The 17134-nt window shown below is 71.3% G+C and carries 9 protein-coding genes; 2 read left to right on the forward strand and 7 right to left on the reverse strand.

Going from position 1 to position 17134, the window contains the following annotated elements:
* The first annotated feature begins 89 nt into the window (after nt 1-89).
* Nucleotides 90-4142: a type VII secretion protein EccCa gene (gene eccCa, locus NMK44_RS05420; RefSeq protein ID WP_254738825.1), complete on the forward strand. Its 4053-nt coding sequence runs from the start codon at nt 90-92 to the stop codon at nt 4140-4142.
* A 104-nt stretch (nt 4143-4246) separates the two neighbouring features.
* Here eccCa and NMK44_RS05425 read toward each other — a convergent pair whose 3' ends face one another.
* Nucleotides 4247-5347 (reverse strand): S8 family serine peptidase, encoded by a 1101-nt coding sequence (locus NMK44_RS05425; protein ID WP_308358331.1) that lies wholly within the window; start codon nt 5345-5347, stop codon nt 4247-4249.
* 175 nt (nt 5348-5522) lie between these two features.
* Between NMK44_RS05425 and NMK44_RS05430 the strand changes: the two genes are divergently transcribed.
* Nucleotides 5523-8831, forward strand: a complete 3309-nt coding sequence (locus tag NMK44_RS05430; RefSeq protein WP_254738827.1) for a right-handed parallel beta-helix repeat-containing protein — start codon at nt 5523-5525, stop codon at nt 8829-8831.
* 164 nt (nt 8832-8995) lie between these two features.
* Here NMK44_RS05430 and NMK44_RS05435 read toward each other — a convergent pair whose 3' ends face one another.
* The 6 genes from NMK44_RS05435 to NMK44_RS05460 all read right to left on the reverse strand — a co-directional run bounded on the left by NMK44_RS05435 (nt 8996) and on the right by NMK44_RS05460 (nt 17119).
* On the reverse strand, nt 8996-9568 hold the full coding sequence (locus tag NMK44_RS05435) for a cysteine hydrolase family protein (RefSeq protein WP_254738829.1): 573 nt from the start codon (nt 9566-9568) through the stop codon (nt 8996-8998).
* Complete coding sequence (locus NMK44_RS05440) at nt 9565-10950, reverse strand: MFS transporter (protein WP_254738831.1); 1386 nt, start codon at nt 10948-10950, stop codon at nt 9565-9567. The genes NMK44_RS05435 and NMK44_RS05440 overlap by 4 nt, the downstream gene beginning before the upstream one ends.
* 252 nt (nt 10951-11202) lie before the next feature.
* On the reverse strand, nt 11203-12936 hold the full coding sequence (locus NMK44_RS05445) for a hydantoinase B/oxoprolinase family protein (protein WP_254738833.1): 1734 nt from the start codon (nt 12934-12936) through the stop codon (nt 11203-11205).
* On the reverse strand, nt 12933-15050 hold the full coding sequence (locus tag NMK44_RS05450; RefSeq protein ID WP_254738835.1) for a hydantoinase/oxoprolinase family protein: 2118 nt from the start codon (nt 15048-15050) through the stop codon (nt 12933-12935). The genes NMK44_RS05445 and NMK44_RS05450 overlap by 4 nt, the downstream gene beginning before the upstream one ends.
* A gap of 68 nt (nt 15051-15118) precedes the next feature.
* Nucleotides 15119-16273: a pyridoxal phosphate-dependent aminotransferase gene (locus NMK44_RS05455; protein WP_254738837.1), complete on the reverse strand. Its 1155-nt coding sequence runs from the start codon at nt 16271-16273 to the stop codon at nt 15119-15121.
* Nucleotides 16274-16405: 132 nt separating this feature from the next.
* Nucleotides 16406-17119 (reverse strand): GntR family transcriptional regulator, encoded by a 714-nt coding sequence (locus tag NMK44_RS05460; protein ID WP_254738839.1) that lies wholly within the window; start codon nt 17117-17119, stop codon nt 16406-16408.
* Nucleotides 17120-17134: the final 15 nt, after the last annotated feature.

A 17134-nucleotide genomic window follows, 5' to 3' on the forward strand; every position in this document is an offset into this window, starting at 1 on the left:
CCCTGCCACCCAGGTCAGCGCCCGAACGCCGCCCCGGCGTGCCGTGCCGGGTGCACTCCCCCGGCAGCACCCCTAAGGAGACCGCTCACTTGAGTACCGTCCTGTTCCGCAGGCCCGCGCGTCGGCGCGGACCGGACATGCCCGAAGGCGAGCTGAGCCTCCAGGAGCCGCCCACGCTCCCGGAGGTGACGCCGGACAGTTCGGCGGTGTGGAACTACCTGCCCATGGCGCTGATGTCGGTGTCCATGATGTTCATGTACATGAGGCCGGGGGGTTCCCGGAGCGGTGCGTTCATGTATGTGGCGCTGGGCATGATGGTGGTGTCCGCGGGCGCCATGATCCTGGGGCAGTTCGCGCGCCGGGGCAGCGAGCGCAAGCAGCGGCTCAAGGGCGAGCGACGTGACTACCTGCGCTATCTGCGCCAGACCCGGCGCAAGGTGCGCTCCGCGGTGGTCGACCAGCAGCGGGCGCTGGCCTGGCGCCATCCCGCCCCGGGCGCGCTGTGGTCGCTGGTGGGCACCACCAGGCTGTGGGAGCGCCGGCCCGGCGACGACGACTTCGCCGAGGTGCGGGTGGCGGTCGGCGACCAGAAGCTGGGACTGCGGCTGGCTCCGCTGTCCACCAAGCCGGTGGAGGACCTGGAGCCGCTGAGCGCCCATGCCCTGCGCAGCTTCATCCGGGCGTACTCCACCGTGCCCGAGCAGCCGATCGCGATCTATCTGCGCACCTGGGCCCGGGTGTTGTTCCGGGGGGACGAGGAGCGCAGCCGGGCGCTGGCACGGGCGATGCTGGCGCAACTGGCCGTGGTGCACGCGCCCGAGGATCTGTGGATCGCGGTGTGCGCGGCCGACGAGCGGCGCGCGGACTGGGAATGGGCGAAGTGGCTTCCGCACAATCTCCACCAGCAGGAGTCCGACGGCGCGGGTTCGGTCCGGATGGTGGTGTCCTCGGTCAACGAGCTCGACGATCTGCTCGGGGCGGAGTTCGGCGAGCGGCCGCCGTTCGAGCCCGATGTGACGCCGGGGCGTGAGGAACCGTACACCGTGGTGGTCCTGGACGGCGTGACGGTGCCGGGTGGCCACCGGATGGACGGGCCGGGTTTCCGCAACGCGGTCGTCCTGGACCTGGCCGGTTCGCTCACCTGGCGGCCCGGCCGGGCCACCTTGCGGCTGGATCTGGCCGAGGAGGTGATGCGGCTGGTGCGCACCGACCGGGAGCGCAAGGAGCAGACCACCCCGCTCGGCCTGCCGGACCGGTTGAGCACGGGCACCGCCGTCTCACTGGCCAAGCGGCTGGCCCCGTACCGCATCGGTGTGGCGCAGGAGAGCGCCGAACCGCTGGCGACGGACACGGAGCTGACGACCCTGCTGGGTATCGCGGATCTGTACCGGCATGAACCGCCCTCGCTGTGGTCCCGCCGCACCGGGTCGGACCGGCTGCGGGTGCCGATCGCGGTGGGCACCGATGGGGCGCCGGTGGAGCTGGACATCAAGGAGTCCGCACAAGGCGGCACCGGTCCGCACGGCATGCTCATCGGCGCGACCGGCTCCGGCAAGAGCGAACTGCTGCGCACCCTGGTACTGGGGCTCGCACTCACCAACTCCTCCGAGACACTGAACTTCATCCTGGTGGACTTCAAGGGCGGCGCCACCTTCCTCGGCCTCGACGAACTCCCGCACACCTCCGCGGTGATCACCAACCTCGCCGACGAGGTGGCCCTGGTCTCCCGGATGCAGGACGCCCTCCACGGTGAACTCATGCGACGCCAGGAACTGCTGCGCGCCGCAGGCAACTACACCTCGGCCCTGGAATACGAGAAGGCGCGCGCCGACGGGACCCCGCTGGTCCCGCTGCCGAGCCTGTTCGTGGTGGTCGACGAGTTCAGCGAACTGCTCGCCGCGCACCGCGAGTTCATGGAGCTGTTCGTCATGATCGGACGGCTCGGACGCAGCCTCGGAGTCCATCTGCTGCTCGCCTCACAGCGGCTTGACGAGGGCCGGATGCACCAGCTCGAGAGCCATCTGTCCTACCGGATCGGTCTGCGCACCTTCTCGGCCATGGAGAGCCGCGGAGTGCTGGGCGTACCGGACGCCTACGAACTGCCGCCGCGCCCCGGAAGCGGTTTCATCAAGACGGGTGTGGAGGCACTGACCCGGTTCCGCGCCGCCTATGTCTCCGGTCCGTACCGGCGCCGCAGCGGCACCGCGCACCAGGCCCGGGTGGCCAGCCAGGTGGTGCCGTGGACGGCCGGCTGGGTCGTACCGCGCCAGATGCCCGACCTGCCCGAGAACGAGCCGGAGGAGCCGGACGAGGAGGAGGGCGACTCGCTGCTGTCGGTGGCCGTGGAGCGGATGCGGGACGCCGGGCCCCCCGCACACCAGGTGTGGCTGCCGCCGTTGAACGAGCCGTCGACCCTCGATGAGTTGCTGCCGCCGCTCGTCGGGCATCCCGAGCACGGACTGACCGTCGGTGACGCGGCGCGGCGTGGCCGGCTGACCGCGCCGGTCGGTGTGGTGGACCGTCCCTTCGACCAGCGCCGTGACGAACTGCTGGTGGACCTCGCCGGTGCCGGTGGCCATGTGGCCATCGCCGGTGGTCCGCAGAGCGGCAAGAGCACACTGCTGCGCACCCTGATCATGTCCCTCGCGCTCACCCACAGCCCGCGCGAAGCGCAGTTCTACTGCCTCGACTTCGGCGGTGGCACCCTGGCCGGACTGGTCGACCTCCCTCATGTCGGCGGTGTGGCCGCGCGGATGGACAAGGAGCGCGTCGGCCGGGTGATCGCCGAGATCACCTCGCTGCTGGCCCACCGGGAGCGGTTCTTCCTCGACCACGGCATCGACTCGATGGCCACCTTCCGGCGCCGCCGGGCGGCCGGGGAGTTCCCCGAGGAGAAGCATGGCGACGCCTTCCTGGTCATCGACGGCTGGTCCACCGTCCGGCAGGACTACGACCAGCACATCGCCACCTTCAATGCCATCGCCGCCCGTGGCCTGAACTACGGCATCCATCTCATCGTCACCACCGCCCGCTGGGTGGAGCTGTCCTCCGCGGTGCGCGACCAGTCCGGCACCCAGCTCGAACTGCGCATGGGCGACCCGATGGACTCCAACATCGACGTGCGCAAGGCGGCCGGGGTGCCGCGGATCGCCGGCCGCGGTCTCACCCGGGACTCCAAGCTGCACTATCTGACGGCGCTGCCGCGGATCGACGGACGGCCGGACGCGGAGGACCTGTCCGAGGGCGTGGCCGATCTGGTGGCGCGGGCCCGTGCCGCCTGGCCGGGCGAGCCCGCGCCGCCGGTCCGTATGCTGCCCACCCTCCTGCCCGCGGCCGAACTGCCGCCCGCCGAGGGCGATCTGCGGGTGCCGCTGGGGATCGAGGAGGACGGGATGGACACCGTCTGGCACGACTTCGCGGCCAATCCGCACATGATCGTCGTCGGTGACACCGAGAGCGGCAAGACCAATCTGCTGCGGCTGATGGCGCGTGCCATCACCGAGCGCTACACACCCGCCGAGGCCCGCATCATGGTGGTGGACTACCGCCGTGAGCTGGTGGAGGCGGTGCCCGACGCGTACCGGCTGGGACACGCGGTGTCCATCGACGCGCTCAAGGAGCTGGTCGACGGAGCGGCCCGTGCCGTACGGACCCGGGTGCCGGGTCCCGATATCGCCCCGGCGCGGATGCGGCTGTGCGACTGGTGGACGGGGCCACGGCTGTTCGTCCTGGTCGACGACTACGACATGGTCGGTGGCGGCGGTCCGCTCAACCAGCCGTTCGCGCCACTGATGGACCATCTCGCGCTGGGCTACGAGGTCGGGATGCACCTGGTGGTCGCGCGGTCGGCCGCGGGCGCGGGGCGCGGACTGAACGAGCCGCTGATGCGGCGGCTCCAGGAAGTCAACACGCCCGGGATCCTGCTGTCCTGCCCGCCGTCGGAGGGCTATGTGTTCGGCAACGTCAAGGGCCGCAACCTGCTGCCGGGGCGTGGTGTGCGCATCGCCCGCCGGAAGAGTGTGCAGATCCAGACGGCGCTGCTCGAGACCGAGCCGGACCCGGCCCCCGCGCCGCCGACCCGCCCGGACACCACGGGCGGGGGCCCGGCGGGCCCGGACGCCCCGGGGCCACGGTCCTCATGACGAGCGGCGGGAGTGCCGCGGACGCGGGGAGACGCGCTGGGCGCGCCCCCCGCGTCCGGGGCGTTGTGCGGGGCCCGTGGCCAGGGCGGGTGCCGGGCCGGTGCTCAGGTCCCGTCGGACGGGGTCCGGTCCGCCGGGCGCCAGCCACGGGCCTTGCCACGGGGGACGATCACCATCGCCGCGCCCACGAGCAGCACCAGACCCAGGCCACCGGAACCGATCATCAGCGCCCGCTCGCGGGGGGTGGCGGACGCCGCCGCCGGGATGTGCGCCGGACCCGGCTCGGGCTCGGCGGCGGCCGCCTCGGTGGGCAGGACCGCCGTGAGCCCGGCGTAGGTGTCCAGCCTGGGCGCCTCATCGGGGTACGCGGCCTGGAGCAGCCTGCGGGAGACCTCCGTCGCGGAGAGGTCGGGGTGGTAGGAGCGGATCAGCGCCGCCGCCCCCGCGACGTGTGCGGCGGCCAGCGACGCACCCGAACCGATGAAGTGGCCACGGCCCTTGGGCCCGATACCGACCACCGCGTCACCGGGCGCGGCGAGGTCGGCGTCGAGTACGCCGGGTGCGTCCTTCGGACGGCCTCCGGCGGGTCCGAAGTCCACGACGGACAGCACCCGGGGGACACGGGCCGGCCAGTACGCGCGAGCGCGGGTGTCCGTCTTCCCATCGGCTCCCTTGGGCGCGATGTCCGGTGTGGCGGGGGCGACGACCAGCACGTCCTTGGCGGTGGCGTGGGCCACCGCCTCCGTCAGCTCCTTGCTTCCGGTGGTCAGGGTCTGGCCGACGTACACCACGGAAGCGCCCTGGTCCACGGCGGCGGTGATGCCGTCCGCGATGCGCTGGGCGCTGGGGTTGCCACGGTCGTCGGTGCCGCGGATCGCCAGGACGCGCGCATGCGGCGCCACTCCGGTCACCGCGCCCTTCCCGGTGGGAGCGGCCGCGATCAGGCCCGCCGCGAAACTGCCGTGGCCCACACAGTCCTGGCCGGCATCGTCCACGGCGGTGACCCGGCCGGACAGCGCGGGCGCGCTCTCACCGACGCCGGTGTCCACCACGGCCACCGTCACCCCCGTGCCCTGGGACAGCTGCCAGGAACGGGAGAGTTGGAGCGCCTGGCGGGTCCATGGCTGGGTGTCGGCGGTCTTGGCGGAGGCGGTGGCACACGTGTCGTCGGCGCCCATCCGCAGGCGCAGGGGTGGGAGGCTCACCGGGTCACCGGCATCGGCGTGGACTGGCTGGGGCAGCACCAAAGCGGGAATCGCGGCTGCCGCCGCAATCGCCAGAGCACGGCGGTAACGGTCGCATCGCATACGGCACATGTTATGGGATGGGATCCTGGGACCGGGCTCGGTCCGGCTCATCACGAATTCAGGAGGGCACAGCGTGTCACGGCAGGTACTTACGGTCGGCCCGGAACAGCCGGACGGTTTCCGGACCATCGGTGAGGCGCTGGCCACGGCACGTACGGGGGCGGTCCTCCGCGTCCGTCCCGGCCGCTACCCCGAGAACCTCACCGTCCGCACCCGGGTGACCATCGTCGCCGAGGGCGAACCGGGCAGCGTGGAGATCTGTCCGCGCCGCGGCTCGGCGCTGACGTTGATGGCCGACGCGGTGATGCTCACCGATCTGACACTGCGCGGCGGTGGCGAGGACGTGCCCGTGGTCGATGTGCCACGTGGTCAGGTCGCCATGGAGCGCTGCACCGTGATCGGCTCGGGGTGGACGGCGGTGCTGGCCAGGAACACCGGCTCGCTGGCCATGCGCGGCTGCCGGGTCACCAACCGCGAGGGCGCCGGCATCGTGGACACCTCCGAGAGCGGCAGCGCCATCGAGGACTGCGTCCTGGAGAACCTCGGCACCTCGGCCGTGGTCCTCAGCGAGAACGCGCGCTCCACCATCCGCGACTGCCGGATGCGGGACGCCCGGGGCAATGGTGTTCTCGCCAACGGCGAGGCACAGGGGTCCGTCGAGTCCTGCGACATCTCCGGGACCGACAAGCCCGCGATCGCCCTCGAGGGCAACAGCACCACCCGGGTGGTGCGCACCACCGTCCGGGACAGCGCCGTCGGCATCTATCTGACCAGCGGCTCCCGGCCCACCGTGGAGCAGGTGGCGGTCTCCGGCACCTCCGGCCCCGGGATCGCCCTGTCCGCTGGGGCCGATCCGCTGCTGCGCCGGTGCACCACCACCCGGACCAAGGGTTCCGGTCTGGTGGTCTCCGAACGCTCCCGCGGCACCTTCGAGGACTGCGAGTTCACCACGTCGACGGGGTCCGCGATCCGGGTGGCCGACTTCAGCTCGCCGTCCTTCCTCCACACGGTGGTGCGGGACTGCGCGGATCCGGTCGCGGCGGTGCTCCTCGTCGAGGACTCCACCGCGGAGTTCGACCGGCTGGAGGTGTCGGGCGGCGCGGGAAGCGCCGTGTCGATCCGCTCGCGCGCCAACCCGCTGATCCGGCACGCCCGGTTCTCCTCCCCCGGCAGGTACGGCGTCGAGGTGGGTGACGAGGGCCGCGGACGGCTGGAGATGTGCACGGTGGAAGGCGCCACCGACACCGGGATCCGGATCGCCGACGGTGGCAACACCCAGATCGGTGACTGTGTGGTGCGCTCCTCCGGGGAGACCGCGGTGTCCGTGGGCGGCGAGGGGATCGCCACGGTCCGGGACCTGGAGATCGAGGACTGCGGCGCCTCCGGTGTGGCCGTCGACTCCGGCGGGGAGGCATCCCTGGCCCGGGTGCGGATCAGCGGCGCCGGAGCCCATGGTGTGCTCCTGGCGGCCGGGGCCCGCGCGGAACTGAACCGCTGCGAGGTGAGCGGCAGCGTCGGTGACGGCATCCGGGTGGACAGCGCCGAACCGGTCAGCGTCACCAACTGCACGGTGCGGGACAACCGGGGCGCCGGGCTGACCCAGACCCGGGCGAGCGAGCGGCTGGAGGTGCTGGACCTCACCAGCGCCGACAACGGCACCCCGGACGTCTGGGGCGCCGAAGTGGCCGGGGGCGGCGGCGCGTCCGGCGCAAAGGACTCCGGCAGCGCCGAGCCCAAGGAGCCGCTGGAGGAACTGGAGGCCTTGATCGGCCTCGACGGCGTCAAACACCAGGTGCGGACCCTGGTCAACCTCAACCAACTCGCCCAGCGGCGCGCCCGGCTGGGCATGCCGGTGCCGTCCATGAGCCGCCATCTGGTGTTCGCAGGACCGCCCGGCACCGGCAAGACCACCGTGGCCCGGCTCTACGGTTCCATCCTCGCCCAGCTCGGCGTGCTGCCCTCCGGCCATCTCGTCGAGGTGTCCCGCGCCGATCTGGTGGCGCAGGTCATCGGCGGTACGGCCATCAAGACCACCGAAGCGTTCAACGAGGCCATCGGCGGTGTGCTGTTCATCGACGAGGCGTACACCCTCACCCCCGAGGGCGGCAGTTCCAACGACTTCGGCCGCGAGGCCGTGGACACCCTGCTGAAGCTGATGGAGGACCACCGCGAGGACGTGGTGGTCATCGCCGCCGGATACTCCTCGGAGATGGGCTCCTTCCTGGACTCCAACCCCGGTCTCGCCTCCCGCTTCACCCGCACCATCGAGTTCACCAACTACTCGGTGGCGGAGCTGGTGACCATCACGGAGAGCATGTGCGGCTCCCACCAGTACGAGCTGGGGCCGGGCACCACGGACGCGCTCGCCGCCCACTTCGAGCGGATGCCCCGGGACGCCACGTTCGGCAACGGCCGTGCTGCACGGCGGGTCTTCGAGGAGATGGTCGACCGCCAGGCGTTCCGGCTCGCCACCATGTCCGAGCCCGCCGAACGGGATCTGACGCTGCTGCTGCCCGAGGACATCTGCGATGACTCCGCCGCCGAGCAGGGGCCCGGCGAGGACCGCGAGGCACTGCTGGCCCGGCTGGAGGCGATGGTGGGCCTCGGCGCGGTCAAGCGCGAGGTCACTGATCTGGTGAGCCTGCTCACCACGGCGCGGCAGCGCGAGGCCGCCGGACTGCCCGCGCCGCGTATCAGCCAGCATCTGGTGTTCTCGGGTCCGCCCGGAACCGGCAAGACCACCGTGGCCCGGCTGTACGCCGGGATCCTGCACTCCCTGGGTGTGCTGCCGCGCGGCCAGCTCATCGAGGTGGCCCGGGCGGATCTGGTGGGCCGCTACGTGGGCCACACCGCGCAGCTCACCAAGGAGGTCTTCGACAGCGCCAAGGGCGGTGTGCTGTTCATCGACGAGGCGTACACCCTCACCCCCGAGGGGTCCTCCTCCGACTTCGGCCGGGAGGCCGTGGACACCCTGCTGAAGCTGATGGAGGACCACCGGGACGAGGTGGTGGTGATCGTGGCGGGCTACACGGACGAGATGCGCCGGTTCCTGGACTCCAACCCCGGTCTGGCCTCGCGCTTCTCACGCTTCGTGGAGTTCGAGAACTACTCCACCGATGAGCTCCTCACCATCCTGGAGCGGCATGCGGAGGACTCCGGCTACTCCTGCCCGGCGGACACCCTCGGCGCGCTGCGCGAGCGGGTGGAATCCCTCCCGCGCGACCGGTCGTTCGGCAACGCGCGGCTGGCGCGGAAGCTGCTGGAGAGCATGATCACCCAGCAGGCCCGCCGGCTCACGGCGAAGGCCCAGCCGAGCGTGGACGATCTGCGGACGCTGCTGCCGGACGACCTGCCCGCCGCGGGTCTCGGCGCGCTCGGCTGACGGCAACCACACACGCGGTGGTGGGGGGGGGGGGGCCGCGGCGGGGGGGGGGCCCAGCCGCGGGGCAGACGCGACCCGCGCCCCCCGGCCCCCCCCCCCCCCCGGGGGGGGGGGGCCCCCCCCCGGGGGGGGGGCCCCCCACCACCGCGTGTGGAACGGGCGATTCACCGCTCTCCGAGCCATGTCTCCGCCGTCGTGACCCGCGCGCCCCGCTCGGGGAAGATCCGCTCCATGAAGACGTCATGGACGTCCCGCTCGGCGTCCGCGCAGGCGTCGTCCAGGACGGTGACCCGGTAGTCGCGGTCCATGGCGTCGTAGAGCGTGGCCGCGACCATGGCGCTGGTCGCCACTCCGGTCAGCACGATCGATTCGATGTGCTGGGCGCGCAGCACCAGGTCGAGTTCGGTCCCGGCGAACGCGCTGGCGCGGCGTTTGGTGATGACGACATCCTCCGCCGTCGGTGCCAGGTCCGGTGTGACGTCCGTTTCCCCGGACCCCTCGTGGAAGAGCGTGCCGGACCGGTGGAATGCGGTGAGCACCGTGTTGTTCGCGGAGACATCGATTCCCGAGGCGCGCAGTTCGGTGCGGATGAACACGACGAGCACATCGTGTGCGGCACGCGCCGCGGGTACCAGCGTCCGCAGCGGGGCCAGGGGTGCCCTGGTGAAGGGGTAGTTCTCCAGGATGCCCGTCTGCATATCGCCGACGATCAGTGCGGTGGTGGTGCGTCCGGTCACGCGGTCTCCTTCGTGTCGTGGGTCTGCGGCAGTGGGTCCCGCCGCTGTGGCGGTGGATCCTGGGCGGCCGACGCTTCCGCCTTCCGCCCGGCCGTCAGCAGGATCACCAGTCCCCCGGACATGATGAGGGCGATGGCCAGGAGGGCGTAGGTGAAATCGCCGGTCGCGTCCGCGATGGCGCCGGTCATATAGGGGCCGAGGAAGCCGCCGGCGTTGCTCACCGAGTTGATCAATGCGATGCCCGAAGCCGCGGCGGCGCCGGTCAGGCACAGCGGAGGGAGTCGCCAGAACTGCGGCATGGCGGTGAAGATCCCGGAGACGCTGACGCAGAACGCGGCGATGAACAGGACATCGTGGTGGGTGAAGGTGGCCAGCACCAGCCCCACCACACCGAAGGCCAGCGGTATCGCCGTGGAGAACACCGCGGACCGGCGTGCCGCCACCTTCGCCCAGCCGAGCATGGCGAGGATGGCGATCGCCGACGGGATTCCGGCGAGCAGCACACTGCTGACATCGGAGACGGCGGAGGCGTGGCCGGTGAGGGTGGCGATCATCGTCGGCAGGAAGAAGGCGATGGGGTACAGGCCGAAGACGATGGCGAAGAAGGCGAGGGAGAGCATCCAGACCCGTCCGCTGGAGAGCGCCTGGCGCATTCCGGTGAGCGCGCCGTCTGCGTTCTGACGGGCGGTCTCCTGGCCGAGCCGCCGCTGGATGGCGTCCTTCTCCTCGGGGGTCAGCCAGCGGGCGTCGGCGGGACGGTCCGGCAGGAAGGCGTAGATGACGATTCCGGAGACCACGGTGAACAGGCCCTCGGTGAAGAACAGAGACCGCCACCCGGTGTGCCCGGTGAGCTGTTGGCCCCAGGACAGCATGGCCGCGGCGAGGGGTGAGCCGATGATGCCGGACAGCGGAAGCATGATGAAGAAGGCCGACATGGCCCAGGCGCGCTGTCTCCTGGGGAACCAGAAGGTCAGGTACAGCAGGATTCCGGCGGCGAGACCGGCCTCCGCGAAGCCCAGCAGGATCCTGGCGGCGTAGAGCTGGGCCACGTTCTGCACGGCCCCGGTCGCCATGGTGACCAGACCCCAGGAGACCAGGATGCGGGTGATCCATTTCCGCGCCCCGAACCGGCGCAGCATCATATTGCTCGGTATCTCCACGAGGACATAGCCGATGAAGAACAGGCCGGAGGCCAGGCCCGCTTGTCCGGCGGTCATGCCGAGGCTCTTGCTGAGCGGCTGTGCCGCATAGCCGAGGTTGGCACGGTCGATATAGCTCATCACATAGGCGAGGCCGATGAGCGGGATGATGCGTAGACCTGTTCTGCGCCATACCCGGCGCATCTCGTCGTCGGTCGGTACGGGGGTGGTGACCTCGGCCATGGCGGGGTCCTCTCGATGAGCGGGTCCGAGGGTGGTGAGGTGGGGGGTTGGGGCAATCGCGCGGGGACGGGGTGTCCCGTTCTCGCCGCTAGGCCGTGTCTTGTGGATCGGCTCGGATCAGCCCGCGGCGTCTGGTGCGGTGGATCGCAAGGCGGAGGGGCGTCCTCGTAGTGGGCCTACTCGGATGCTCCGACAACGCAGCGAGGTGCCGTGCCAGGCGTCGCGGGCCCGAGGTGATCCACAAGACACGGCCTAGTGGCGCGGGGCGGCGCGGCGCCGCCGGGTCTCCGCGGCGTCGATCTCGCCGTCGGCGGTGATGACCACGCCGTAGTCGCGGATCGCGCCGGAGATGGTGACCTTTCCGTCGAGGACGTCCCGCAGGACGTGTCCGGGGTCGCGGGTGAAGGGGTCGCCGTGACCTCCCCCGCCGGCGGTGATGTGCCGGTGGCGGTCGCCTGCGCCGAGCTCCCGGACCACCTTGGCCGGGAGCACCTGCTCATGGCGGGTACCGGGGTTGAGGATGTTGGCGGAGGTGGTGCCCGGGGATCCGCCCCGGAGTCCGTAGGGCAGATGGATCCGCCGGTCGGAGCGGATCTGCACCGAGACCGCGGGGGCGAGCACCGTCATATCGCGGAAGGTGGACAGACCGCCGCGCCACCGGCCGGGGCCGCCGGTGTCGGGCAGATAGCCGTAGCCGTCGATACGCACATGGCCGGCCTGTTCGAGCTCCTCCACCGGTATGTTGGCCAGGTTGGCACCGAGCGGGCTGATGCCGTCCACCCCGTCACGGTCCGGCCGGGCTCCCCAGGCCCCGCACAGGATGTCCCACAGCACGCTGGTGGTTCCGTCGGCGCCGGTGACACCGATGGCCACGGAATCGGGACCGCCGTCGCCCGCGGCGGGGACCCGCTCGGGGAAGACCGGTGCCAGCGCTCCGAGGACGGTGTCGATGATGCGGTAGGCCACCAGGCCCCGGGCGCCACGGGCTGCGGGCCGCCTGCCGTTGAGAATGGAGGCTTCGGGGATGGTGAAGCCGATCGGGCGGTAGAAGCCGCTGTTGGCGGGGATGTCGGAGCCCAGGGCGCCCTGGAGGGCGGCGTAGGAGGCGGACCGGGTGAAGGACGCGGTGGCGTTGAGGGCCGAGGCCACCTGGGGGGAGGATCCGGTGAAGTCCAGGTGCAGGGTGTCGCCGGTGATGGTGACGGTGACGCGGAAGGGGATGGGCGGCGAGCCCATACCGTCGTCGTCGATGAAGTCCTCGAACGCGTAGGCGCCGTCGGGGGCTTCGGCGAGCGCCGCGCGCAGCAGTGTCTCGGAGTGGTCGAGGAGTTCCTCGTTGAGCGCGGCGAGCCCCTCGGTGCCGTGACGTTCGGCCAGTTCCCTGAGTCCCTGGCCGCCCGCGTGGCACGCGGCGAGCTGTGCCTCCAGATCGCCGCGCAGCAGGGCGGGTTCGCGTACGTTGCGCAGGATGAGTGCGAGGAAGGTCTCGTTGAGCCGTCCCGCCTCGTACAGCCGGGACGGCGGGATCTGCACACCTTCGGCGAAGATGCTGGTGGACTGCACCGCCATGGACCCCGCGGCCCAGCCTCCCACGTCCACGTGGTTGACCACGGTGACCGAGTAGCCGATGAGCTCCCGCGCCGGGGTGAACACCGGCGCGACCGCGAAGATGTCGGGCAGATGCATACCGCCCAGGTCGGGGTCGTTGAGCAGATACACATCGCCCGGACGGACCGTGTCACCGAACGCGTCCAGCACCGCGCTCATGGCGTCGGGGAGGGAACCGAGGTGCACCGGACAGGTGTTGGCCTGCGCGATCACCCGCCCCGAGGCGTCGCACAGCGCGGCGGAGAAGTCCATGCTGGACGCGACGATCTGGGAGTGCGCGGTGCGCAGGATGGTGATGGCCATCTCGTCCGCGAGTCCGGTGACCGCGTTCCGGTGGACCTCGAACGTGGCGGCGTCGCTGATCGGGCGCGGGCTCATGCGGATGCCTCCGGGGCGGTGGTCGTCCAGACGATGACGATGTTGTTCAGGTGGTCCAGGTGGGCGGTGGCCCCCGGCGGTACGAGGGTGGTGGCGTCCATGTCCTCGATGACCAGGGGGCCCGGACGGAGGTCCGCGGACAGCGCGGCGCGGGTGATGACCGGGGTCGGCTCGCTCCGGTCGAACCGGCACGCCCGGGTGGTCGCGGGGCGGGTCTCCTCCGGTGGCAGGCTCAGGATCGCCTCGATGCCCACGGGGTTGCGTATCCGTCCGCGGACACGCAGGTTGACGATCTCCACGAGTTCATCGGCCCCGGTCCGTCCGTAGGTACGGTGGTGTTCGGCGTGGAACCGCTGCCGGGCGGCTGCCATCAGTCCGGGATCCAGCGGGCCGCCGGGGACGGTGACGGACAGTTCGAAACGCTGGCCCCGGTAGCGCATATCGAGGATCCGCAGGATGTCCGGTTCTGCCGAGGGGTCGGCCTCGAGGAGGGTCCCGGTGACCTCCTGGGCCATCCGGTCGAATTCCGCGGTGAGCAGGCCGAGTGCCTCCAGGTTCGCCCGGTGGGGTGTCACGGCCTGTCGTTCGGTGTCGGCGACGAGCAGCCCGAGGCTGCTGAACAGTCCGGTGTGCACGGGGACGATGACGGTGTCGATGCCGAGTTCCCGGGCGATCGCCGCGCCGTAGAGGGGTCCGGCGCCGCCGAAGGCGACCATGACCGCCTCCCGCGGATCGCGGCCGCGTTCGCTGGTGACGGCCTTCACCGCTTTGGTCATGCTGGACACGGCGACCTGATAGGCGCCACGGGCGGCCGCCGGGACATCGACCCCCAGATCCCGGGCCACCGGGTCGATGGCCTTCTCGGCGAGGTCCGGACTGATCGCCACCCGTCCGCCCGCCAGGGCCTGCGGGCTGAGGTAGCCCAGGACCACGTTGGCGTCGGTCAGCGTGGGGCTGGTCCCCCCGTTGCCGTAGCAGGCGGGGCCGGGCCGGGACCCGGCGCTGTCCGGTCCGACACGAAGGGATCCGGCGGCATCGGTGGAGATGACGCTGCCGCCGCCCGCGCCCACTTCGGCGATGTCGATGGAGGGCACGCGCAGCGCGTATCCGGCGCCCTTGCCCATGCCACGGGTGATGTTCATCCCCCCGCCGACCTCGTAGTCGCCCGCGACGAACGGCTCCCCGTTCTCGATCAGGGACGCCTTGGCCGTGGTGCCGCCCATGTCGAAGGCGACCACCGACGCGAGTCCCATATGCCGCGCGAGTTTCTGGACGGCGATGACACCGGCGGCGGGCCCGGACTCGATGATCTGTACCGGACGCCGCACCACGGAGGGAGCGTCGAGGAGGCCACCGCTGGACTGCATGATCATCAAGGGGGCGGAGACACCCGCCTCCCGCAGTCCCTCGCCGAGCGCGGTGACGTAGTCGTGCACCTGGGGGCCGACATAGCTGTTGACGACGGCGGTGCTGGTGCGCTCGTACTCCTGCATCTGCGGGGTGATGTCCACGGAGGCGGTCACATACCTGCCCGGCAGCAGGGCCCGCAGCTCGTCCGCGACCCGGCGCTCCTCCTCGGGGCGGACATAGGAGTTGATCAGGCAGACCGCCACCGCCTCGAGGTCCGCGGCCGCGATCCCGGCGGCCACCCGGGCCAGTTCCGCGGGGTCCGCGGGGGGTTCCAGCCGGCCGTCGGCGGTGATGCGCTGGTCGATCTCGTAGCGGTGGCGCCGGGGCACGAGCGGGGTGGGCCGCTGCCAGGACAGGTCGTACAACCGCGGACGGCGCAGTCGGCCGAGTTCCAGGACGTCCCGGAATCCCCGTGTGGTCACCAGGGCGGTCCGGGCTCCGCGCGCTTCCAGAATGGCGTTGGTGGCCACGGTCGTGGCGTGCAGCATCGCCCCGACCTGCCGCGGGAGCGCATCCGCCGCGGACAGCGCGGCAGCGGTTCCGTCGAGGACGCCGCTGCCGAAGTCCGGCGGTGTGGACAGGACCTTCACCGGCACCACACGGCCCCCCGGGCCCAGGGCGATGACATCGGTGAAAGTGCCACCGATATCGGCGGCGACGCGCCAACTTCCGGCGTCGCGAGCGGTCTTGGCGGGTCCTGACACGTTCGGCTCCTTCGAGGTGGTTCCTGGACTGTCGAGATGGGTCCTGAGCTGTGGGGATCCCAGAAGGCTCAACTGAGATCTTTACGGGGAGCGCGGGAGACCCCGCGCGTCAGCGCCCCGAGCCGCCGCCCCGCCTCCTCCAGACTGGCGACGGATCCGCCGTACACCATGCGGACATGGGTGTCCGGTCCGGCGAAGGCGTCTCCGGCGATGGCGGCCACCCCGTGGTCCAGCAGCAACCGCTCCAACGCCCGCCCGCGGAGGCCGAGTCGGGCACAGTCGACGAATACGAAGACACCGGCGTCGGGCCGGGCCGAAGGGAGTCCGGCGCGCTCCAGCCCGCCCCGGAGGACGTCCCGGCGGGCCCGCAGGGTGGCGAACTCCCGCTCGATCCAGTCCTGCGGTCCGGTGATGACGGCGTGCGCCGCGGCCATGGCCATATCGCCGACGTTGATGGCGTCCCACTCGAAGGCACGGTGGATCGGCCCCATCAGATGGGCCGGGGCATGGACGTATCCGACCCGCCAGCCGGTGAACGCGTAGTTCTTGCTGAGGCTGGTGACCGTGACCAGATCGGGGTGGCGGTCACGCAGCAGCATCTGCGGTACGTAGCCGGGCCCGTCCCAGACGTACCGCTCGTAGCATTCGTCGGAGAGGACGGTCAGCCCGTGGCGGGCAGCGACATCCAGCAGCCCGCCCAGCAGCTCACGGCTCGGCACATGGCCGGTGGGGTTGTTGGGGTTGCAGATCAGCACGGCCCGGGTGGCCGGGGTGACGGCGGCCTCGACGGCTTGCGGACCGCACTCCCAGCCGCGGCCCTCGTCGGCCCGTATATACACCGGCCGGGCCCCCGCCAGGCGGATCATCCCGTCGAAGAAGTAGCTCGGCGCGGGCACCAGGACCTCGTCCCCCGGCGACAGCAGGGCCCGCAGGACCACGCTCATCCCGTGCTGGGCGCCATGGGTGATCAGCAGCTCGCGCTCCGGGTCCACGGCGAGCCCGTGCACGGCCTCCAGCCGGGAGGAGATCGCCCGGCGGAGCGCGCCGGAACCGCGGCTGCGCCGGGGGAACACCTGCCCCGCGGCCGTCCGCACCGCGTCCACGACATGCGGGGGCATGGGGAGCGTCGGCACACCACGGAACGGGAGCAGATCCGCGCGGTCTGCCGCCACCGCGCGGACACGGTCGGCGAGGACGAGAGCGGGCAGCCGGTCCAGTGTCATCAGCTTCCCTCCACAGAGTGATGTGCGCTTGAGATCTCAGATACTCTCACTGAGATCTCAGACCAGCTCACCACTCGGAAGGAACAGCCGTCAACCCCCCGGCGGACCCCGGATGGCTCCGGCGCCCTCGGCTCAGCTCAGGCCGATGCTGACCTCGGCGAGCGACGCGTGCGACACCAGCTTGTCGATGATCTGGTCCTGCGAGGTCTGCGTCCTGGCCCGCATGGCCGCACGGGCCGCGGCCGGATCACGGTCCCGGATGGCCTCGAGGATCTCCCGCCGCTGATGCGCGGAGGACGCCGAGAACGGCAGCGACGCCAAGGTGATCCGCAGGACCCGCTCCAGCTCGTCGAAGGCCCGGACGATCGACTGGGCCAGCATGTCGTTGCCGCACCGGTTGGCGATGATCGCGTCGAACTCGAGATTGGCGCGGAGGAAGGCGTCGACGCTCACCATGTCGCCCGCCTCGTACGTCACCGACAGAAGCTCTTCCATCCGGGCGAGATCGCCCGCCGGGCAGCCGAGTTCCGCCGCCAGCCCCGCGGCCTCGACCTCCAGCAGCCGGCGGAAGGCACACAGATCGCGGGTGCCCTTGAGGGTGACCGGGAGGACGCGGTAGCCCGAGCGCGGCAACGCCTGCACCAGTCCGTCCCGCTGCAACCTGGTCAGAGCCTCCCGCACGGGCATCGTGCTCGCACCGGCCCGGCGCTCCAGGGCCGACTTGGTGACATGGGCGCCCGGCTCCAGCTCCAGCTCGATGATCTGGCGCTTGATGGCGGCGTAGGCACGCTCGGTGGCACTGAGGCTCGGATGGTCCTCGCTCAGGATGGCCGGCAGATACTTCACGCCTCCACCCTAGCC

This window comes from Streptomyces cucumeris, from assembly GCF_024295805.1.
Classification (GTDB): Bacteria; Actinomycetota; Actinomycetes; order Streptomycetales; family Streptomycetaceae; genus Streptomyces; species Streptomyces cucumeris.